The sequence below is a fragment of the Mycoplana sp. BE70 genome (assembly GCF_031455855.1).
In the GTDB taxonomy this organism is placed as follows: Bacteria; Pseudomonadota; Alphaproteobacteria; order Rhizobiales; family Rhizobiaceae; genus Mycoplana.
In genome coordinates this window covers 75,883-97,085 of sequence record NZ_JAVDTM010000004.1, presented here as the reverse complement: position 1 = coordinate 97,085, position 21,203 = coordinate 75,883, and the positions used below count along the sequence as shown (strand labels likewise).

Annotated in this window: 19 protein-coding genes; 5 read left to right on the top strand and 14 right to left on the bottom strand. The window is 63.0% G+C overall.

Features of this window, described 5'->3' with window-relative positions; genetic code table 11:
• Positions 1–14 precede the first annotated feature (14 nt).
• From J2Y48_RS08990 to J2Y48_RS08970, 5 genes are all read right to left on the bottom strand, one after another.
• The gene (locus J2Y48_RS08990) at positions 15–935 is read right to left on the bottom strand and encodes an ABC transporter permease (RefSeq protein WP_310416016.1); all 921 of its coding nucleotides are present in this window, start codon (positions 933–935) and stop codon (positions 15–17) included.
• Positions 932–1,831, bottom strand: a complete 900-nt coding sequence (locus J2Y48_RS08985) for an ABC transporter permease (protein ID WP_310416013.1) — start codon at positions 1,829–1,831, stop codon at positions 932–934. The genes J2Y48_RS08990 and J2Y48_RS08985 overlap by 4 nt, the downstream gene beginning before the upstream one ends.
• Positions 1,809–2,414, bottom strand: a complete 606-nt coding sequence (locus J2Y48_RS08980; RefSeq protein ID WP_310416010.1) for a transcriptional antiterminator — start codon at positions 2,412–2,414, stop codon at positions 1,809–1,811. The genes J2Y48_RS08985 and J2Y48_RS08980 overlap by 23 nt, the downstream gene beginning before the upstream one ends.
• Positions 2,411–3,526, bottom strand: a complete 1,116-nt coding sequence (locus J2Y48_RS08975; RefSeq protein WP_310416008.1) for a transporter substrate-binding protein — start codon at positions 3,524–3,526, stop codon at positions 2,411–2,413. Before J2Y48_RS08975 ends, J2Y48_RS08980 begins: the two co-directional genes overlap by 4 nt.
• A gap of 338 nt (positions 3,527–3,864) precedes the next feature.
• Positions 3,865–4,236 (bottom strand): EF-hand domain-containing protein, encoded by a 372-nt coding sequence (locus tag J2Y48_RS08970; protein ID WP_310416004.1) that lies wholly within the window; start codon positions 4,234–4,236, stop codon positions 3,865–3,867.
• A gap of 375 nt (positions 4,237–4,611) precedes the next feature.
• Between J2Y48_RS08970 and J2Y48_RS08965 the strand changes: the two genes are divergently transcribed.
• Positions 4,612–5,031: a BA14K family protein gene (locus J2Y48_RS08965; RefSeq protein WP_310416001.1), complete on the top strand. Its 420-nt coding sequence runs from the start codon at positions 4,612–4,614 to the stop codon at positions 5,029–5,031.
• 361 nt (positions 5,032–5,392) lie between these two features.
• Here the strand turns inward: J2Y48_RS08965 and J2Y48_RS08960 are convergent, their stop codons facing one another.
• The 4 genes from J2Y48_RS08960 to J2Y48_RS08945 form a co-directional block, all read right to left on the bottom strand.
• On the bottom strand, positions 5,393–6,595 hold the full coding sequence (locus J2Y48_RS08960; RefSeq protein WP_310415999.1) for an HPP family protein: 1,203 nt from the start codon (positions 6,593–6,595) through the stop codon (positions 5,393–5,395).
• Positions 6,596–6,804: 209 nt separating this feature from the next.
• A complete protein-coding gene (locus tag J2Y48_RS08955; protein ID WP_310415996.1) occupies positions 6,805–7,701 on the bottom strand; it encodes an NAD(P)-dependent oxidoreductase in 897 nt (298 codons plus the stop codon).
• 133 nt (positions 7,702–7,834) lie between these two features.
• The gene (locus J2Y48_RS08950; protein WP_310415993.1) at positions 7,835–8,827 is read right to left on the bottom strand and encodes a sugar-binding protein; all 993 of its coding nucleotides are present in this window, start codon (positions 8,825–8,827) and stop codon (positions 7,835–7,837) included.
• Between the two features lie 47 nt (positions 8,828–8,874).
• Complete coding sequence (locus tag J2Y48_RS08945; RefSeq protein ID WP_310415990.1) at positions 8,875–9,855, bottom strand: NAD(P)-dependent oxidoreductase; 981 nt, start codon at positions 9,853–9,855, stop codon at positions 8,875–8,877.
• 236 nt (positions 9,856–10,091) lie between these two features.
• Here J2Y48_RS08945 and J2Y48_RS08940 point away from each other — a divergent pair, with 236 nt between their 5' ends.
• The gene (locus tag J2Y48_RS08940) at positions 10,092–10,832 is read left to right on the top strand and encodes an ATP-binding cassette domain-containing protein (protein ID WP_310415988.1); all 741 of its coding nucleotides are present in this window, start codon (positions 10,092–10,094) and stop codon (positions 10,830–10,832) included.
• Between the two features lie 40 nt (positions 10,833–10,872).
• Entirely contained in the window at positions 10,873–11,871 is a 999-nt protein-coding gene (locus J2Y48_RS08935; RefSeq protein WP_310415985.1) for an ABC transporter permease, read from the top strand.
• 17 nt (positions 11,872–11,888) lie between these two features.
• Here the strand turns inward: J2Y48_RS08935 and J2Y48_RS08930 are convergent, their stop codons facing one another.
• The 4 genes from J2Y48_RS08930 to J2Y48_RS08915 form a co-directional block, all read right to left on the bottom strand.
• Entirely contained in the window at positions 11,889–12,464 is a 576-nt protein-coding gene (locus J2Y48_RS08930; RefSeq protein WP_310415983.1) for a DedA family protein, read from the bottom strand.
• A 43-nt stretch (positions 12,465–12,507) separates the two neighbouring features.
• Complete coding sequence (locus J2Y48_RS08925; RefSeq protein ID WP_310415979.1) at positions 12,508–13,638, bottom strand: calcium:proton antiporter; 1,131 nt, start codon at positions 13,636–13,638, stop codon at positions 12,508–12,510.
• Between the two features lie 43 nt (positions 13,639–13,681).
• Positions 13,682–14,869, bottom strand: a complete 1,188-nt coding sequence (gene lhgO, locus J2Y48_RS08920) for an L-2-hydroxyglutarate oxidase (protein ID WP_310415976.1) — start codon at positions 14,867–14,869, stop codon at positions 13,682–13,684.
• Positions 14,870–14,988: 119 nt separating this feature from the next.
• The gene (locus J2Y48_RS08915; protein ID WP_310416781.1) at positions 14,989–15,345 is read right to left on the bottom strand and encodes a YbaN family protein; all 357 of its coding nucleotides are present in this window, start codon (positions 15,343–15,345) and stop codon (positions 14,989–14,991) included.
• Positions 15,346–15,559: 214 nt separating this feature from the next.
• Here J2Y48_RS08915 and J2Y48_RS08910 point away from each other — a divergent pair, with 214 nt between their 5' ends.
• Positions 15,560–16,660 carry an efflux RND transporter periplasmic adaptor subunit gene (locus J2Y48_RS08910; RefSeq protein WP_310415972.1) on the top strand — a complete coding sequence of 367 codons (1,101 nt, stop codon included), beginning with the start codon at positions 15,560–15,562 and terminating at the stop codon, positions 16,658–16,660.
• Positions 16,661–16,663: 3 nt separating this feature from the next.
• Positions 16,664–19,852, top strand: a complete 3,189-nt coding sequence (locus J2Y48_RS08905; protein WP_310415969.1) for a multidrug efflux RND transporter permease subunit — start codon at positions 16,664–16,666, stop codon at positions 19,850–19,852.
• A gap of 79 nt (positions 19,853–19,931) precedes the next feature.
• On the opposite strand, the gene J2Y48_RS08900 is transcribed toward J2Y48_RS08905, so the two are convergent.
• Complete coding sequence (locus J2Y48_RS08900) at positions 19,932–21,182, bottom strand: D-amino acid dehydrogenase (protein ID WP_310415966.1); 1,251 nt, start codon at positions 21,180–21,182, stop codon at positions 19,932–19,934.
• Positions 21,183–21,203 lie beyond the last annotated feature (21 nt).

Here is a 21,203-nt window from a genome sequence, read left to right as displayed (position 1 = left end):
TTCCCTTTCGTTGGTTATCGGAGTTTGATGCGAGGATCGATGAGCGGGGCGATGATGTCGGCGAGCAGGTTGCCAAGCACGATGGCGAACGCCGAGACGAGGGTCACACCCATGATGATGGGAATGTCGACGCGCTGGATTGCCTGCCAGACGAGCTGGCCGATGCCGGGCCAGCCGAACACGCTCTCGACCACGACGATGCCGCCCATCAGGATGCCGATGTCGATGCCGATCATGGCGATGATCGGCAATATGGCGTTGGGCAGCGCGTGCCGCAGCAGCACCGCGGCGCGGCCGAGCCCCTTGGCCCGGGCGGTGCGGATATAGTCCTGGCGCAGCACGTCGATCATCGACGAGCGCATCATGCGGGCATACCAGCCAGAACTCATCACCGCGACGGTGAGCGAGGGCAGCACGAGATGCGAAAACGTGCCGTAGCCGCCGATCGGGAACCAGCCGAGCTTGACGGCGAAGGCGTAGAGCAGCAGCAGGCCGACGACGAATTGCGGGGCCGAGACGCCGATGAACGAGACCACCATCAGCGATTGGTCGGTGCGGGTGCCGCGCCGCACCGCGGCGATGAGGCCCATGGTGAGGCCGATTAACAGCTCGAACACGATGGCGCCGGCCATCAGCAGCAGCGTCGGCGGCAGGCGGGCGACGATCAGTTGCGAGACTTCCGAGCGCTGGATGTAGGAGCGGCCGAGGTCGCCCTGCAACAGGCTCATGAGGTAGCGGCCGTATTGCACGAGGAAGGGCTGATCGAGGCCGAGCTGGCGGCGGATGCTTTCGACCGTTGCAGGCGTGGCGCTGCGGCCGGCGATCTGGCGCACGGGATCGGCCGGCAACAGATAGAGCAGCGCAAACGTGATGAGGGAAACGCCGAGCAGGATCAGCGCGGACTGGATCAGCCGGCGGCCGAGATAGGAGATCATGAACGCCCCCGCTGGGTTGGATCGAGAATGTCGCGCAGGGCATCGCCGACGAAGTTGAAGGCCAGCGCCAGCGCGAGGATGGCGATGCCGGGGAAGAAGACCAGCCAGGGGGCCGCCTGGAAATAGGTCTGGTTTTCGAAGATGATATTGCCCCAGGAGGGCGTGGGCGGCTGCACGCCGATCCCGAGATAGGACAGGGTCGCCTCCAGCAGCACGGTGGTGGAGATGCCGAGCGTGCCCCAGACGATGATGGTGGGCACGAGATGCGGCAGGATGTGCAGGAACAGGATGCGCGCGCTGCCGGCGCCAATGGTGCGCTCGGCGTCGATGAACTCGCGCTCGGCAAGCGAGCTGGTCTGCGTGTACATGACGCGCGCCGTCTGCACCCAGTTCACAAGGGCGATGACCAGCGCGACGATCCACAGGCTCGGCTGAAAGACGGCGGCAAGGCAGATCGCTAGCAGCAGGGCCGGAAAGGCCATCATCAGGTCGGTGAAGCGCATCAGCACGCCGCCGATCCAGCCGCGATAGTAGCCGGCGACGACACCGACCAGCGTGCCGATCACGAGCGCGATACCGTTGGCGACGATGCCGATGAACAGCGAGGTGCGCGCGCCGTAGAGGATGCGCGTCAGCAGATCGCGCCCCAAGAGGTCGGTGCCGAGCCAGTAGGTTTCGTTGGGCGGCAGCGGCTCGCCCGACAGGGTGAGGCCGTCGAAAATCTGCTCGTCCGGGCGGAAATTCGTAAGGTACGGCGCCAGCGCCGCTCCGCCCACGACGATGGCGATGAGCGCCAGGCCAATGAGCGCCAGCGGCCGCTTCAGCAGCTTGCCGAGGGCTCCCTTGCGCGGCCGGCTTGCGGCCGGCTGGATGTCAGGCGTGATGGCGTTCGTCATTCTCGTCCTCGTTTTCCGCCATGGCGACGACACGTCCGGCCGCCTCTTCGATGCTCATCTGCCAGTTCATGGCCAAATGGCGCAGCCGCGCGAAGCCCTGTTCGTAGTCGGTGTCCTTGGCGAGCGCCGCGACCGCACGCACGATGGTATGGCGTTCGGCCACGCGCAGCTGCAGCGCGTCGATGCGGGCGGCAAGCTGCTTGCGTTCTTCGAAATTCTGCCTTGCGATCAACAGACTGCTGTAGATCCCGGCCGTACCGACGGGCTTGACCACATGCGCGTTGGCGCGATGGGTGAAAAGCCCCCATTCGATGCGGCCCGGCGCTTCCGAACCGATCAGCGCGATCATCGGCATCGGTGCCTCGCCCGGTCGCCAGGGGAACTGCTCGTCGAAGCCGAGATCGACGTCGAAAAACACGAAATCTGCCGAAAGCGCCGCGGGGGGCAGTTCCGGCCAGCAGTCGATCGCCGTCAGGCCGATGGCCGACAATTGCCGCACCAGGGTCTGCGCCGTCGGATGCGGACGGTGCAGGACATAGGCGGTGGCGCCGCCGAGATTGGGAATGCGCGCCCGTCGGCTCATGGCGCCACCACCCGCAAACGCGCCTTGCCGAACTGAGTGGTGCGGTCGTAGCGGGAGAGATAGGGATCGGGCGCTACCTCCGGCTCCCGGCTGACGATGCGGAATCCGTCGCCGTCGATTGCGCCGATGACGACCGGCAGCGTGGCGTGCTGGGTGCGCGTATCGATGACCGTGGAGCCGAATGGCGTTTCGAAGCGGCGGGCGGCGAAGGCGGCCGGCAGGTCATCCCAGCCGGCGTCGGGATTGTCGGCGAGGATTTCGGCCAGCACGCAGATGCTCGCATAGGCCGCCGCCTCGAACGAACTGCGTGGCTTATAGCCTTGCGGGGCTTGGCTATCGGCCTCATGGAAATAGGGGCCGACCGAAAGGTGCCCGTTGCCGGCGGCGCCGATCGCCTCCAGCTCGCATTCCGTCAGATTGCAGGACACGACCGGGCAATGCTGTGGCAGGAAATGCCCGTCCTGCTCTCCCAGCGCCGCATAGGCCCTGAGGAAGGCATAGGAGGAGGAGCCGATCAGGTTGTTCATCACGAAATCGGGCCGCGTCGCCCGGATTTCCTCGATCAGGCGTGCGACATCGGTCTCGCCGAGCGGCAGATAACGCTCGCCGCGCACCTCGCCGCCGGCATCGGCGATGAGGTCGCGCGCTACCCGGTTCATCTCCCATCCCCAGATGTAATTGGAGCCGAGAAGGAAACCGTTCGCCCCGAACCGCGGCACGACATGGGAAAACAGCGGCAGCAATTGCTGGTTGGGGCAGGCATGCATGTAGACGACGTGATCGCTCGTCTCAAAACCCTCATAGGGGCAGGCATACCAGAGGGTGCCGCCGGCCCGCTCCAAAACGGGGATGACTTCCTTGCGGCTCCAGGAGGTCACGCAGCCGACGATATGCCGGGCGCTGCTCTTCTGCAGGATGTCGGCGCATCCGGCCGCATAGCCGTCGGCATTGCCCTCCGGATCATACTCGACGGGGACGAAAGCAACGGGCCTTGCGGGATCGGCATTGATATCCGCGATGGCGGACAGCGCGCCATTGCGGCAAGCATCGGAGACGAGCCGATAGTTGCCGGAACGCGAATAGAGAATGCCGATTTCGATGCGGCGCTTCAATCCGTCCCCCCAAAAATGAAAAAGCCTCGCAGGCTCGCCCGGGGGCGAAGCTGCGAGGCACAATTGCCGCTCGGCAAACCAAGCCGATATTTAATTGTAAGACTAGTCAGTTAACGTGTGCAGTCAAGTGGGGATAGCGGCCGGACCTGCGCCGGGCGTCGCCGGGCGCCGGTTATCCACGAACAAGCCGCGCAAACAGCACCGGCCTGCGCCTGTTCGAGCCGTCAGGAAGAGAGCAGGGCGCTCACAATGTCGCGACTGGACGCAAGCCGACCGAATCCGCACGCCGCTGCCGAGGGGCGACTTGCCGCTCGGGAGGAATGGGCATTTTCAAGCGACTACTGCCCCTGCATGAAGGCCCGCATCTCGTCCAATGTCACCTTGCCGTCCTTGTTTGCATCCACGGTGTCAAATATGCGCTTGTGGACGGCCGTGACCTCCTCGAACGACAAGGCACCGTCTCCGTCCGTGTCAGCCACCGCGAACATGATCCTCATCATCTGACCGCGCATCGGCCCCATCCCCATCCTGCCCATCATGCCGCGTCCCCCGCCACCCATCATGGCGTCGGGCGACATTTGAGACTGGTCCGGCTCCGCAGGTTGGGTTTGCGCCGTGCTTTCGTCCGTTTGGGCGAGGGCCGGGTTGATCGGGCTGATCGAAAGGACCATGGCAGCCGTTGCCATGCATGCCAATTTTGCCGAGGCCATTTTCCATTCTCCTGTCGGTTCCGGAATTGGGTGGCGTGAGCAGCATCTTGCGCCAAAAAAGGTAGCATAGAAGGACGCCGACCGCCTTGCTTTCGGTCAGGCCGTTCTCGAGCCGATGGGTGCGACATTCACAATTCCGTTACCCAACCTGCGGTGCGGCACAAAAAAACGCGCGATGCGTTATGCTGCAAAGAGGAAGTGGTGATGCAAATGAAGATCCTTGCAGTCATTAGCCTTTCGCTGACAGCGGCAGTGTCGGGTATCGCACCGGCGCAGGCTTTCCCTTCTATTCCCGACCCAGGGCTGCAGGCTTCGACCGACGTTCAGCAGGTCAAGTACAAATGGTACCGCCGAGGTGGCTGGAACCACGGCAACATGGGACGGTACGTTAACCGCGGCGACAACGATGGTGGCCGGGGATACTGGGTCGGTGGCCGGGGCGGTCGCGGTTGGTATGGCGGTCGCGGTTGGTATGGTGGGCATTATGGTGGTCACTACGGTGGCTACTACGGCCACTATCATAACCATTACAACGATGATGACTTCGGCGCAGTGTTCGGTGGGCTGGCGGCGGGCGCCATCATTGGCGGGCTGCTAGCGCAGCCCTATTATGGATCTTATGGATCGTATTATGCGCCTGGATACTATGCGCCGAGGTACTATGGCGCGCCGCGGTATTACGGCACGGACAGTCACGCCAGTTGGTGCTACTCGCGCTATCGCTCGTATCGGGCCTACGACAATACCTTCCAGCCTTACTATGGGCCGCGTCGACAGTGCATCTCGCCCTATTGAAGTTCCGAAGGTTAATCGGAATGGAGTATATGCTTAGTGCTAAGCCCTAAGTCCTCAGGTGAAGCCCCTAAAATCGAACCGCGGTTTTCACACAATTCAATGCGAAAATTGCCGTCAGCAAGCGGGACTTGTTTTCAACACATTGCACTCCTATATGTTGATCATCAATCTCGCTGAGCGTGATCTTTATTTGCAAATGCTCGCGAGATTACGTCACTCCCGGTCCTTGACCACGGATGTACTGGCAGGGATAGGATGTGACTGAGAAGGTCGGTGCGATGTCGCCCCGGCCTTTTTCATTTTCGGCTCGTACGCAACCTGCTGCGCTGAGCAGTCAGGCGGCCCGCCCAAAGTGCGGCATTCAGGCAACGTTGGCTTGATTTGGCTCATCGCCAGAATGCGACGTCCGGTCGAGCCCGCGCTGGAAGAGCGCAGCGATGAGGTCGGACTGCGTTACGATCCCGACGACGCGGTTGCGCTCGTCGACCACCGGCATGTGGTGGAGACCCAGATCCGCCATCGGCGGCACAAGCTTGGCGATCATGGTTTCGGGCGTCGCCGAATGAACGCGCCTGGTCATGATGTCGGCGACATTGCGTGGCTTGGTGCGTCCGCCAAGCGCGAGCCGAACCTTGTCTCCGAAGGTCAGGCGCAAGCTGCCGTGGCTGCCGAGGACCGAGCGGTGCATGAAGTCGGTCTGGGTGATGATTCCGACCAGGCCATCGGCCTTCGTCACCACCGGCAACGCCTTGATCCGGTGCGCCAGCAACAGCGCCCAGGCATCCCGCAGCGTGTCTTCGGGTGATACCATTGCAACGTCGCGCGACATCACGTCCGAACAGGTAACCTCGCCGGAAAGACGATGGTACGCGCGGATTTGTGCCTGATGCAGGAATTCGTCAAGCACGTCCGGGCTGACGTCCAGCACCTCGTCATATTGCGCAAGGACTGCCTGCAGGTCGTCCGGTACAACACCGATGCGTTGGGTCGGAACGGGATCGGCAGTGTGATGCGGATTTGCTGGCGCTGCAGGTGCCAGATGCGGATAACGTCGGCCGGTCGCGTTGTTGAAGAGCAGTGCCACGGTCAGGATCAGTGCGGAGTTGATGCCGACGGGCGTCAGCACAAACCAGTATCCCGCCTCATGCGTTGCCGGGCCTCCGAGAACGGCGGTCAGCGCGACCGCGCCACTCGGCGGATGCAGGCAGCCGAGTGGCATCATGACGGCGATCGCCAGCGCCACGGCAATGGCCGCGGCAATGATCGGGTCGCCGATGAAAAGGGCGCAAGTCACGCCGACGACAGCCGCGACCGTGTTCCCGCCGAGTATCGACCAGGGCTGGGCCAGGGGACTTGCGGGCGCGGCAAAGAGCAGGACCGCGGAAGCGCCCATCGGTGCGATCAGCAGCGGCAGGCTGATGCTGGAGCCGAGAGCCATTGTGCTGACAAAGCCTGTCAGGAGAATGCCGGTCAGCGCGCCCAGCGACGCGCGAAGCCTTTCGGTACGGCTGACAGGAGCAAGCGACGGTACCAGTCGCTTCAGGAAAGTGATGGCTTTTGACATGAAAACTCGTGCGGACGCGCGATGCCTGGAACGGTACGCGCCTCGATAGCACGGCAGCTTTGAAGCGCGCACGCAAAGTTGGCCTAAAAAAAGGGGTTAAGCTGAAAAATGTGCGCCTGACAATTTGCCCAGCGCGACATGTCAAGCGTCCGCGGACACTTGCGCCCGCCAACAGCGAAGGCGCGGGGCAGGGTGCCTTGCGGCTTGCGTCAATTTTGCTTCACATACTGCCGCCAGCTGTGTTCTGGCCGGAAGCCGAGTAAATCCCGCGCCTTGCGATTGGACAGCAGCGTCTCGAACTCGCCGAGCTCGCGCTTCAACGGCACGCCCGGATAGAAACGATCGATCAGGTCCCTGGTCGGGAGATCCGACGAGGTGTCGTCATTGGCGGCGTTGAAGATCTGGAAGCCGAGCCCGTCCTTTTCGATTGCCAGGGCGGTGATCTGCCCCAGGTCGCGCGCGTCGATGTAGCTCCAGGCGATCCGCTTGCGAAAGCCCGGATCGGCGAACCATTTCGGAAACAACTCGTATTCATGCGGCTCGATCACGTTGCCGATGCGCAGCGCGTAGATGTCGAAGCCGCTGCGCAGCGTAAAGGCGCGTGCCGTCTTCTCGTTGACGACCTTGGAGAGCGCATAACTGTCCATCGGGTCGACATCGTATTCCTCGTCGAGCGGAAAATAGGTCGGGTTGCGCGGTTCGTTGGCGAAGACGAGGCCATAGGTCGTCTCGCTCGAGGCGATGACGATCTTCCTGATGCCAAGCTTCACCGCCGCCTCGATGACGTTGTAGGTACCGAGTGCATTGATGCGGAACAGTTCGTTGTCCGGCGTGATCATGATGCGCGGGATGGCGGCGAAGTGGACGAGGGCGTCAACGGGCTGCGGGCGCAGCGACGGATCGAACTCGTGCAGCCCCATGTAGCTGGAAAGGGCGTTGAAGACCTGTCCACTATCGGTGATGTCTGTGATCAGGGTGCGCACCTTGGGATTGTCGAGCGGCCGGGTGTCGAGATTGAGGACCTGATAGCCCTGGTCGAGGAGATACTGGACGACGTGGCGTCCCGCCTTGCCACTGCCGCCGGTGAACATGATCCGCTTTGCCATCAGTTTCTCCCAACCCGTGCCGTCGCAGCCGACCGACTATTTCGCGTGGGCCCGTTCTCCAGAGGAGAACAGAATTGCCCGGGTGCAACACGCAAGATGCGGGGCGCCGCACAAGCGACGCCCCAAAGCAGGCCTACTTCTGGATGCAGGTATCCACCGTGTCCTTGGTGCATTCGTCAAGGCCGGTGAAAACCGGATCGTCGACCGGCTTGCCGGCGATCAGGTCCAGCATCACCGTCGGAGCCTTGTAGCCCATTTCGAACGGCCGCTGGCCGACGAGGGCGGTGACGAGGCCTTCCTTGGCGATCGCCACCTCGTCGCCGATCGTGTCAGCGGCGCCGATGACGAACTCGTTCTTGGCGATCTTCTCGGCCATCGGCTTGAACAGATCGCGATAGGGCTGCGGGGCGCCGAACAGCGGCCAGCCGCCCATGATGCCGAAGGCGTCGAGGTCGGGGTTGGCGGCGAGGATGTCGGTCATCGCCTGCACGCCCTTGGCGCCGTCGTCATTGGTGAAGACCGGGCAGCCGGCGACTTCCGTCCAGCCACCTTCGCCCTTCAGTTCCGTCAGTCCCTTCTGCCCGGTCAGGACATCACGCATGCCCTGGGCGCGGCGCAGGATGTTATCGGCGCCCGGGTTGCCCTCGATCGTGCAGATCTTGCCGCCTTCGGGTTTGGCTTTCTTGATGTACTCGGCGATGCGGGCGCCCATCAGGTAGTTGTCGGTGCCGAGGTAGGTCTTGCGGAGCGCCGAATCTTCCGCCGCCAGGTCGGCGTCGAGCGTCATGACGGGAACGGACGGGTTGGCGGTCTTGAGCGTCTGGGCGATCAGCTTGGCGTTGGAAGGCGAAATTGCGATGGCGGCCGTGCTCGCCTTGCCGAGCATGTCCTGGACGATCTGTGCCTCTCCGGCTTCATCGGAAGTCGATGCCGGACCGGTATAGAAGCACTCGTATTCGTTGCTGGCATTCTCCTTGTTCCATTTCTGGCAGCCCTGGTTGATCGCCTCGAAGAACGGGTTGTCGAGCCCCTTGACGACGATCACGAGCTGCTTCTTTTCCTGGGCCCCGGCCTGGCCGGCAACGACTGCCAGCGCCGCGACTGCAAGCAATAATGCCTTCCTCATAGGTTCCTCCCATTGAAACAGGCGGGGCAAGCGCGCCCGCCACACGATCAACCCGGGTACCAGACGATGCGAGGGTCATCTTGCGAACGCTCGTATTGCCAGGCCGAGTCAATGAGCATTTCGAGATCGTAGCGCGGGCGCCAGGCGAGCCGGTATTTCGCCTTGCTGTTGTCCATCCGGTTGGAGTGATAGCGGCTCGGTATGTCGACATGGGCAAGGCCGCGGGTGCGGGCGAGATAGGCGGCCACCTCGCCATAGTCGACCGGCCGGTCCATGCAGACGTTGAAGAGCTGGCCCTCTGCCTGTGGATTGTCGATCGCCAGCAGTATCGCGGCAATGAGGTCGTCGACGTGGACGAAATTGCGCTTCAGCGGCCGGCCATCGGCATCGCGCAGCAGCGGAACCGTCCCATCGCGCGCGTAGCGCTCGGCGTCCGCGGTCGGAACCATGGTTTTCCAGTCCGGCCCACCGAACACGTCGTCGCCGAAGGACAGCGAATGCTTGAAGTCGTCCTTCTCCATGATCCACGGCGCTCGCAGGCAGCTGCCGTTGATGCCGTATTGAATGACGAACTGTTCCAGCATCACCTCCTCAAGCACCTTGGACAGCGCGTAGGAGCCGGGATAGGCCCGGTGCGGCGTCTCTTCGGTGATGGGGCTGTCGTGACGATGGTGGAAGTGTCCGACCGCCGCGTCGCCGCCGATCAGGATGAACTGACGCGCGGTCGGGCTGGATCGAAAAGCCTCAAGAAGCCAGAACAGTCCCTTGACGGTCACGTCCATGACGTCGTCTGGCGTTTCCTTGCAGGTCGCGAGATGGACGACATGGGTGACGTCCGCAACTGCGCCGACGGCGATCTCCCGGTCGGCGATCGAGCCTCGCAGGGTGCTGATGCGATCGGTCTCTTCAAGCAAACGGTTGTGACACAGCGCGCGGATGCGCGCTTCAGAAAAACGCGGTTCGGCGAGCAGGCTCGCAATAAAGCGCCGCCCCACCTTGCCCGTTGCACCGGTGACAAGGATCCGCATGCTATGCCTCCGGCTACAGCTAATAACTGCTCGTTTCGGCCGTCAACTTCTATTTGTCATATGATAATAATATTTAATAGGTACGGGCGGTTTGTCCGCTCGTATCATTGACGCATTTATAAGCGTTTGCCTAAATATACCGATCGCTGCTGCAGGAAACAGCAAGCGAAATCGCGGGACCTATCCGGGCTACGGGCAGGCGGCGAGATGAGGGTTTTCCGGGAGGCTAGACGCGGGTGGCCGTACTCGAGCTCACCGACATCTCCAAACACTTCGGCGCCATCCAGGCGGTCAATGACGTATCGCTGTCGCTAGAGGCAGGGCAGGTGGTCGGCCTGATGGGCGACAACGGTGCCGGCAAGTCGACGCTGGTAAAGATGATCGCCGGCAACTTCCGGCCGAGTGGCGGGACGATGCGCCTCGATGGCCGCGAGATCGTTCTTCACCGCCCGCTGGACGCGCGCCGGCACGGCATCGAAATCGTCCACCAGGACCTGGCGCTGTGCGACAACCTGTCGGCGGCGGCGAACGTCTATCTCGGGCGCGAACTGCGCCGCGGCGTCGGCCCGCTCAGCGTTCTCGACTACCGGACGATGTATCGGCGCGCCGGCGCATTGTTCAAGGACCTGAAATCCGAAACCCGCCCGCGTGACGTCGTTCGGCAGATGTCCGGCGGCCAGCGGCAGGCGGTGGCGATCGCGCGCACCATGCTGTCGGAGGCCAAGATCGTGCTGATGGACGAGCCGACGGCCGCCATCTCGGTGCGGCAGGTGGCGGAGGTGCTGAACCATATTCGGCACCTGCGCGACCGCGGCATCGCGGTGGTCCTGATCAGCCACCGCATGCCGGACGTCTTTGCCGTCGCCGACCGGGTGATCGTCATGCGGCGCGGTCGCAAGGTGGCCGACAAGCCGATTACATTCAGTTCGCCCGAGGAGGTCACCGGGCTGATCACCGGCGCCATAGAAATGGTATGATTGGAACGCCCGCCGGCGGGCAATGGGAACGAGGCCGAGGATGGCAATAACCCTTGATCAGAGCATCGAGCAGAAGCAGCAATCCTTGCTTGGTTCCATCCTGGGCCACCAGACCTTCTGGGTGCTGATCGCCGTCGTCCTGGCCTGCATCTTCCTGTCGCTCACCACCGACGCGTTCGCGACCTCGACGAACCTCTACAACATCACCCGCAATGTCACCTTCGTCGCCATTATCGCGCTCGGGATGACGCTCGTCATCATCACCGGCGGCATCGACCTGTCGGTCGGCTCGGTGCTGTGCCTTTGCAGCATGGTGCTGGCCGTCGTCATGCATGCCGGCTACGGAATCGGCGTCGGCATCGCCGCCTCGCTGGTCACCGCGCTGGTGATCGGGGCGTTCAACGGCGTGCTGATCGCCTATCTCAATTTTCCGCCCTTCGTGGTGACGCTCGGCATGCTGTCGATCGCGCGCAGCCTGGCGATGGTGGCGTCCAACAATACCGTGGTCTTCCAATTCGGTCCCGATCACGACAAGCTGCTTGCCCTCGGCGGCGGTGCCTGGCTCTTCGGCATCGCCAACCCGGTGCTGTTCATGATCGCGCTGGCGCTCCTGACCGGCTTCGTCCTGCGCTGGACGCGCTTCGGCCGCTATCTTTTCGCGATCGGCGGCAATGAACACGCCGCCACGCTCACCGGCGTTCCGGTCCGCAAGATCAAGGTTGCCGTCTATATGATTTCGGCGCTGTCGGCGGGGATTGCCGGCATCATCCAGACCGGTTGGCTCGGCGCGGTGACGACCAATATCGGCGCCGGCATGGAGTTGCAGGTGATCGCGGCGGCCGTTATCGGCGGCGCCAACCTTGCCGGCGGCACCGGAACGGCGTTCGGGGCGCTGGTAGGCGCGGCGCTGATCGAGGTCATCCGCAACAGTCTCGGGCTTCTGGGGATCAACGCCTTCTGGCAGGGGACGTTCATCGGCGGCGCGACGATCCTCGCCGTCCTGTTCGACCGCATCCGCCATTTTCGCCAGAGCGAGTAGTGCTCTCAACGCGTTGTTCAGAGTTTTGCAGCCAGTTTCATCAACTGCTTTCGAAACACGACGGCGAGTGCGATCACCACGACGATGAAGGCGACGGCAGCAACCATCAGGTGCCGTGGCAGCGGAAGCCGGCCGAGCAATTGCTCGATGGTCTGTCCTGCGAAATATCCGAGGGCCGTGAACAGGGGGCCCCAGACCAACGCTGCCGCAGCATTCAGGAGGACAAATTTCGCTGCTGGTATCTGCGTCGTGCCGATCGCGACAGGACTGACGGTTCGCAACCCGTAGATGAAGCGGAAGGCGAAGACGAAGCCCGTGGGATGACGCTCCAATAGACGGCTTACGGCCGAGATTGTTGGGCTTGCAAGAACGCGCTGGACCGCCGGATAAGAACGGGCATGGCGTCCGGCAAGGAAGAGCAATTGGTCGGCAACAAACGATCCGAACGCCGCCGCAAGCGCGGTGGGCCAGAATGGCAGGAACTGGCGGTGGGAGAGAATGCCGCCAAGCAAAACCACGGTTTCACCTTCGATCCCGGCTCCGAGGAAGATCGCCAGAAGCCCGTATTTCGCGATGAGCAGTTCGATGGACACGCCGCGGCTCCATTGCGGCGATATATCGGCCGCTGCGCGAAGGTTATCCTTCCACGATGAGTATCAGGTAGGTGCCAAACAGCACCAAATGGACGGCACCCTGCATCAGGTTGGTTCTGCCGCTGGCAAAGGTGATCATGCTGAGCGCGAGGGTGAGGACGAGCATTATCGTCTCCGTCCGGCCCAGTCCGAGGACGATGCCGTGGCCGCTGAAGTGGCTGATCGCCAGCATTGCCGGGACGGTCAGCCCGATCGTCGACAGCACCGAGCCGAGGAAAATGTTGATGGAGCGCTGAAGCTGATCGGCGAGCGCGGCGCGAACCGCGCTGATCGCCTCCGGTGTCGCGACAAGCACGGCCATCACGAGGCCACCCAAGGCCGTGGGTGCGCGCAGGGTCTCAATGACAAAGTCGATCGGCTTGGCGAAATGCTCCACCAGGTAGACGATCGGAATCATGTAGGCGAAGAGGAGGGCGGTGTGGAGCGTCAGCGATCCTTCGGTAGTCGCTTGTGACGGCGTTTCGTCAGCGGCTCCGCGCTGCTTGAAGTAGAGCCTGTGGCGACCGGTCTGGAGCAGCAAGAAAGTGCCATACAGTCCCGCCGACGTCAGTATGAGAACGCGCTGGTGCGTCAATGAAAGCCCCTGAGCCGACGCGTCGGTCGTGAATTCCGGCAGGATCAGGCTCAGGGTCGCCAGTGGCACGATCAGGCCGAGATAGGCGTTGGCCCCTTGCAGATTGTATCGCTGCTCGGGGCGCCTCCATGCGCCGAGCAGGAGCGACAGACCGACCATCCCGTTGAGAATGATCATGACGACGGCAAACAGCGTGTCGCGCACGAGCGTGGGGTTGTTCTCGCCGTGGAACATCACCGCCGAGATGGCAACGACTTCGATCGTGGTGATCGTCAGCGTCAGGATCAGCGTGCCGTAGGGCTCTCCCAAGCCCTCGGCCAGTTGCTCGGCATGACGCGCGACCGACAGCGCCGAACCCAGAATGACGAAGAACAGCCAGAAGAACAGGAGACCGAGCCCCATGGGATGAACAAGCAAGGTCGAAAGCCGGTCGCCATAGGCAAAGAACAGCACCGCGGTCAGGACAGTGAGCGGCAGGAGCCGCTCCTGTCGAGCCAGATGCAGGAGGTCGAGATGTCTCGACTGCACTTCCATGTTCATGAGTTCATGGTCCCACGCCGTAATCGCCAGCGGAGTGATCACCTTACCCTAAAATTCGCTCCAGGATCATGTCTGCGATCGGGATGGCCGAGGTTGCGGCGGGAGAGGGGGCATTGCAGACATGCAGCATCCGGTCGGTACTGGTGAAGAGAAAATCGTGCACCAGCGTGCCGTCGCGCTTGACCGCCTGCGCCCGAATGCCGGCTTCATGCGGAAGGAGGTCGGACAGTTCCAGTCCGGGACAGTACTTGCGACATTCCTTGAGATAGCCGCGCTTCCATAACGAGTTTCGCAATTCGGACACGGCCGAGCTGCGGTTGCGCAGGACCGTCCGCCAGAAGCCCGGAAAGAAGGCATAGTCAAGGACATCCCTTGGAGCGACCGACAGGCGCGGGTAGCCCTCGCGCGCGAACCCGATGACTGCATTCGGCCCGACCGTCACGCTGCCGTCGATCATGCGCGTCAGATGGATGCCGAGGAAGGGCAGGTCGGGATCGGGAATGGGATAGATCAGGTGGTTCACGACCCGGTTCTTGCTGGCCGGCAGCTTGTAATATTCGCCGCGGAACGGAACGATGCGGTGGTCGACCGTCAGGCCGGCCATCATCGCCAGCCGGTCGGACTGCAGGCCCGCGCAGACGATCAGTTTCCGCGCGCGCCAGCTCTCGCCGGCTGCGGAGATCGTCACGTCGTTCGGTGCCTCCTTGATCGCACGCACCTCGGTGCCGAGACGGATCTCACCCCCGGCGGACTGAATTAGGCGTCCCATCGCGCGGCAGACTTCGCCATAGTCGACGATGCCCGTCGAGGGAACGAACAGGGCGCCTAGTCCGGTGATGTTCGGCTCGCGTTCGCGAAGCGCGTCTGCGCTGACGCGGTGGACGTCGACGGCGTTGTGCCGCGAACGCTCCAAAAGTGCGTCCATGCGCTTCATCTCCAGCGCCGTGGTCGCGACCAGAAGCTTGCCGCAGGTGTCGAAAGCTATTCCGTTCTCGGCGCAGAACTCCTTCGTCGCCTGCGCGCCCTTGCGGCAGAGTTCTGCCTTCAGGCTACCTGGCGGATAGTAGATGCCGGCATGGATGACGCCGCTGTTGTGTCCCGTCTGGTGCAGGCCGAGGCCGTCCTCCTTCTCCAGCAGAAGGAGACTGCAACCGGGGCGTGACTGCAGCAGCCGCATCGCGGTTGCCAATCCCACGATGCCGCCGCCGATTACGCAATAGTCATAGAGCATTGTGCGGTTGATCCTTCAGCGGCGTGAGAGAAGACAGGTCGGTTTGCCGATCATAGCGGAATCGAGAGATTGCGGGAGCCCACTTGCCGCCAAATGGTCAGCTCCTTTTCTTTCCGACCCTATCCATTCGGGCGGCTGAGGATGAACCACAACGGAAAGGCCATGACTGTCCCGACAATGACGGCGGTCATCGCTTGCGGGGCCTTGAAGAATACGAACAGGACATAACTTGCGACCATCAGGGCAACCGACGTGATCTTGGCCCGCGGCGAAATCGCCCCCTTTTCGCGCCAGCGGCGCAATGTTTCGCCGAAGACGGGATGATTGAGGAGCCATTGCTCGAAGCGAGGCGACGAGCGGGCAAACAGGCCGGCCGCCAGCAGCAGGAAAGGCGTTGTCGGAAGAAGCGGCAGAAATACGCCGGCTATGGCAAGCGCGACCATCAGCCAGCCAAGGCAAAGACAGAGGATCTGCAGCGGCAGCTTCATCGGTGATACCTGGCCTTCAGGACGGAGCCCCACTGTTAGCACGCTTGCGCGGTGGCCGACAGTTGCGCAAGCCGAAACAAAATGTCGCCGGTTGGAGCGCGCGGGAAATTCGAACTAACCCCGCTTTGCAACAGAGTTTTTCACGACTACTGTGTCTCCTGCATGAAAACAGAACCGAGCCGTATCCTCAGGAGGAGGTCGCATGCGGGTTCCGGGACTTCAGGTCATCCTGTTTTTGCTGCCTGCGGTTCTGCCAGGCAACGCTGCTGAAGCCCAACAGGCTCCGGCGGTCGTCGTCGTGCCAGCCAAGGTGATGGACCTTCGTGAGAGTGCGGATTTCACCGGGCGGCTCGTGGCGATCCAGAAGGTCGATATCCGCGCCCGCGTCTCGGGTTTTCTCGAAAGCATCAACTTCTCAGAAGGTCAGAAAGTAACGGCCGGCACCCTCCTTTATAAGGTCGAGGACGGCACCTATGCGGCCGCCGTGCGGGAAATCGAAGGTTCCATCCAGGCGGCGGAAGCTCAGCTCAACCTGGCGGTGATCGAACGGGATCGTTCAGTCCGTCTGCTGGCGAGCAACACGGCGCCCCAGTCGCAGGTCGATATCGCCAAGGCGCAGGTGCAGAAGGCCGAGGCCGATCTCGTGCGGCTGAACGGAACCAAGGCGCAAGCCGAACTGAACCTGTCCTATACGAGGATAACGGCTCCCTTCGACGGGATTGTCGGGCTGACCGCGGTGAATGTCGGCGCCCTGGTCGGACCCGAGGCGGGGGCGCTGACGACCCTGACGCGGCTCGACCCGATATATGCCGAGTTCTCTGTCGCGACAGCGATGTTCCTGACCTACCGCGAGCAGGTTCGACAGGGCAAGGTTTCGGCTGGCGCCAATGTGCAGATCATTCTCCCGAACGGAACGGTGTACCCGCCGAAGGGGACGATCAATTTCGTTTCGAGCAACGTGTCCCAGGGGACGGACACGGTCACGGTTCGCGCCGAATTCCCAAATCCCGACGGTCTGTTGCTCGACGGCACATTGGTGCGCGTCATGCTTGAGCAATCCGACAAGCAGGAGGTGCTGGCAGTCCCGCAGGAGGCGGTGCAGCGTGACCAGCAGGGGCCGTTCGTGATGGTCGTCGGTCCGGATTCCAAGGTCGAGCTGCGCCGGGTCGATATCTCTCGTTCCACACGGGGCGAGTCGGTTGTCGCATCCGGGCTGAAGGAGGGCGAAAACGTCATCACCGATGGCGTCGGCAAGGTGCGGCCGGGCATGGTGGTCGATGCTGCGTCGGCGACGGGTGGTTGAACGATGATTTCCGAGATCTTCATCGACCGGCCGCGGTTTGCCGCTGTCATCTCCATCGTTCTCACCCTGGCCGGTCTCATTGCGCTGACCCAGTTGCCGGTTTCGCAATTTCCCGACATCGTCCCACCCCAGGTCAGCGTCACCGCAAGCTATGCCGGTGCCGGGGCCGACGTGGTCGAAGCGACGGTCGCCCAGCCGATCGAGAGCAAGATCGTCGGCGTCGATGACATGCTCTACATGAAATCGACCAGCGGCGCCGACGGCTCCTACAACCTCGCCGTCACCTTTGCCGTCGGTACCGACCCGGACATCGCCACCGTGAACGTGCAAAACCGCGTGTCGCTCGCCGAGGCGGGGCTACCGGCGGAAGTCAAGCAAACCGGCGTGAGTGTCCGCAAGAAGTCGTCCGCCCTGATGCAGGTGATAGCGATCTACGGCAAGGACAGTCAATTCGACAACCTGTTCCTGTCGAACTATGCGACCATCAACGTGCTCGACACCATCAAGCGGGTGCCGGGCGTTGGCGACGCGTCTCTGTTCGGCGCCCAGGACTATTCGATGCGCATCATCCTGGACGTTGACCGGATGACCAGCCTGAAGCTGACGCCAACGGACGTGGCCAATGCCCTGCGGGCCCAGAACGTCCAGGCTGCAATCGGTCGTATCGGCGCGCAGCCGATGACCGATGATCCGCTGTTCCAGCTCAACATACAGACCCAGGGGCGCCTCACTGATCCGGCACAGTTCGAAAATATCGTCTTGCGGGCCGAGCCGGACGGCTCCTTCTTGCGGGTTCGGGACATTGCAAGGGTGGAACTGGGAGCGGCGAGTTCGGATTCGATCGCCCGTTTCAACGGCAAGCCGGTCGCGATGATCGGCACCTACCAGGCGCCGGGCGCCAACGCGCTCGCCGCCGCTCGCGGCGTCAACGAGGCAATGGAGCGGCTCTCCAGGAACTTTCCCGCAGGGCTGACTTACCAGGTTTCCTACGATACCGCTCAGTTCGTTCGGGCGAGCGTGGAGAATGTCCAGCACACGCTGATCGAGGCATTCATCCTCGTCATCATCGTCGTCTTCCTGTTTCTCGGTAACTGGCGGGCGGCACTGATCCCGCTCGTCGCCGTTCCCGTCGCGTTGATCGGTACGTTCGCGGTCATTCTGGCGCTTGGTTTCTCGCTCAATACGATATCGCTTCTCGCTCTGGTGCTTGCCATCGGCATTGTCGTCGACGACGCGATCGTGGTCGTGGAGAACGTCGAGCGGGTGATGGAGGAAAATCCCGGCATGCCGGCGGGGCAGGCCGCGCGGCTTGCCATGGGCGAGATCACCGGAGCCATCGTTGCCATCACCCTCGTCCTGCTTTCGGTGTTCGTGCCGGTGGCGTTCATTCCGGGGCTCAGCGGGCAGTTGTTCCAGCAGTTTGCCGTCGCAGTCTCCGTTTCGATGGTCCTCTCGGCCATCAATGCGCTGACGCTGAGCCCGGCCCTTTGCGCGATTCTGTTGAAACCGCACCACGGGCCGAAGCGCGGCGTCCTCGGCTGGATCTCGCGCGGCATCGACCGGGGGCGCGATGGCTATGTCTATGTGGCGGGGCACATCGCCAGAAGGGCGGTCATAGGGCTGCTGCTGCTGGCGGTGGCCGGCGGCGCTGCCGGCTGGCTATTCCGCATCGTTCCGACGGGCTTCCTGCCCAGCGAGGACCAGGGCATGTACCTCGTCGAAATCCGCTTGCCCGACGGAGCCTCGTTCAATCGTACCGATGCGGTGGTCAAGCGCGTGGAAGCTATGCTGCGGGAGATCGATGGCGTGGCGGACGCGATCAGCGTGACAGGCTACAGTTTTCTCGATGGCCTCTCCAAATCGAACAGCGGCTTCGCCGTCGTGACGATGAAGCCGTTCGCGGAGCGCACGAGTGCGGCTGCTTCCGTCGATGCGGCAGTTGCCACCACTATGGCCAAGGGTGCGGCGATCCGCGAGGCGCAGATCTTCGCCTTCAACCTGCCGCCGATCATGGGCCTCGGTACCGGTTCCGGTTTCGAGTATCAGTTACTCGACCTGCAGGGGCGGTCCCCGGCCGACCTGGCGGCCACGGCGCGCGGGCTGATCATTGCCGCGAACCAGAATCCCTTGCTCGGGCCGACCTTCACCACCTACTCGGCGACCTCTCCGCAGCTCTATCTCGACCTTGATCGCGACCGGCTGCAGGCACTGGGGGTATCCGTCAGCGACCTCTTTGCAACGCTGCAAGGCACGCTCGGCTCCTACTACATCAATGACTTCAATATGTTCGGCCGCAGCTGGCGGGTGACCATGCAGGCCGCGCAGGCCGACCGGCGCTCGGTTGCCGACATCTCAAGGCTGCATGTACGCAACGCCAACGGCCAAATGGTTCCGGTCGCGTCGGTCGCGCGCGTCAGCTACATCGTCGGTCCGCAATCGATTGTGCGCTATAACAATTACCGGTCGATCACCCTGAACGGGCAGCCGGCGCCGGGCGTCTCCTCCGGGGCGGCGCTCGCGGCGATGGAGGCCATTTCGGCGGCGACGCTGCCTCCCGGATACAGCTACGAATGGACGGGAACCGCACTGCAGGAACTGGAGGCGGCGGGCAAAACCAACGTCATTCTCGCGCTGGCCATCCTGTTCGCTTACCTTTTCCTGGTTGCGCTCTACGAAAGCTGGACGATCCCGGTTCCCGTCCTGCTGTCGGTGACGGTCGGCATCGCCGGTGCCCTTGTCTCCATTCTCGTCGCCGGACTGTCGTTCGACATCTACGCCCAGATCGGCCTGGTGGTGCTGATTGCGCTTGCCTCGAAGAACGCGATCCTGATCGTCGAGTTCGCCAAGTTCCGCCGCGAGAGAGGCGAAAGCATCATCGACGCGGCGATCGACGGCGCGCGTACCCGCTTCCGTGCGGTGATGATGACGAGCTTCGCCTTCATCGTCGGGTTGATCCCGCTGGTGACGGCGACGGGCGCGGGGATGCTCAGCCGCCGGGCGGTGGGCACCGGCGTCGCCGGCGGAATGCTTGTCGCGTCGCTGGTCGGAATCTTCCTGATTCCTGCGCTCTATGTCGTATTCCAATGGCTGCGCGAGAGGGCGCACAGCCTGGCAGGAATTGGACATGCTCCGGTTGTCGATGCCGAGCAGCAGAAGGCCGCGGCCGCAAGTCAGGACCAGGCCGCGCAGTAGCGATCAGGACTCAACGGTGAGGATCGATTGCTGGGGCTGGCGGGGGCAGGGGATCCCACGATCCCCCGCCGCTTTGCTCTCAATACCGGCTGAGCGCGAGGTCCGCCGACTCGATCTCCGGCTGGCGTCCGCTGATGATGTCGGCGAGCACGCGGCCGGAGCCGCAGGCCATCGTCCAGCCGAGCGTGCCGTGGCCTGAATTGATGAACAGGTTCTTGAACCGCGTGCCGCCGATGACCGGCGTGCCGTCGGGCGTCATCGGCCGCAGCCCCGACCAGAACGTCGCCTGCGACTGGTCGCCCGCGCCGCCGAAGAGGTCTTCCACCGAATGCTCGAGCGTGGCGCGGCGCGCCGCCGGCAGGTCGTGGCTGAAGCCGGCGATCTCCGCCATGCCGCCGACGCGGATCCGGTCGCCAAGGCGCGTGATGGCGATCTTGTAGGTCTCGTCCATGATCGTGGAAACCGGAGCACGGCTTTCGTCGACGATCGGAACCGTGATCGAATAGCCCTTCACGGGGTAAATCGGCGCGTTGAGGCCAAGCGGCTTGATCAGCGCCGGCGTGTAGCTGCCGAGGGCGGTGACGAAAAGGTCGGATTCCACGAGGCCGTCGGCGGTCTCGACGGCAACGATGCGGTCACCGAGATGCTTCAGCCGGCGAATGTCGACGCCGAAGCGGAAGGTGACCCCGAGCGCCTCGGCCTGCTCCTGCAGGATGGTGGTGAACTTGAAGCAGTCGCCGGTCTCGTCGTTCGGCAGGCGCAGGCCGCCGACGAACTTTTCCTTCACGCGGGCAAGCGCCGGTTCGGCGGCGATGCAGCCGGCGGGATCGAGAACCTCGAAGGGGACGCCGTCGGCGCGCAGCACCTCCACGTCCTTGCCGATACCGTCCAGTTGCTTCTGGGTCCGGAAGAGTTGAAGGGTGCCCTGGGTGCGATGGTCGTAGGAAATGCCGACCTCCTCGCGAAGCGCGATCAGGCAGTCGCGGCTGTATTCGGCAAGGCGGACCATGCGTCCCTTGTTCGTGGCGTAGCGGGCGCTGGTGCAGTTTGCCAGCATCGACATCATCCAGCGCCAGGTGGCAGCATCGGCCATCGGCCGGATGATCAGCGGCGCATGTTTCATGAACAGCCACTTGACCGCCTTCTGCGGGATCCCGGGCGCAGCCCACGGAGAGGCGTAGCCGGGCGAGATTTCGCCGGCGTTGGCAAAGCTCGTCTCCAGCGCGGAACCCGCCTGCCGGTCGAGCACGGTCACTTCATGGCCTGCCTTGGCGAGATAGTAGGCGGTGGTGACGCCGATGACGCCGGCGCCCAGTACGGTGATTTTCATGATTGCCCCATTGAACTTTAT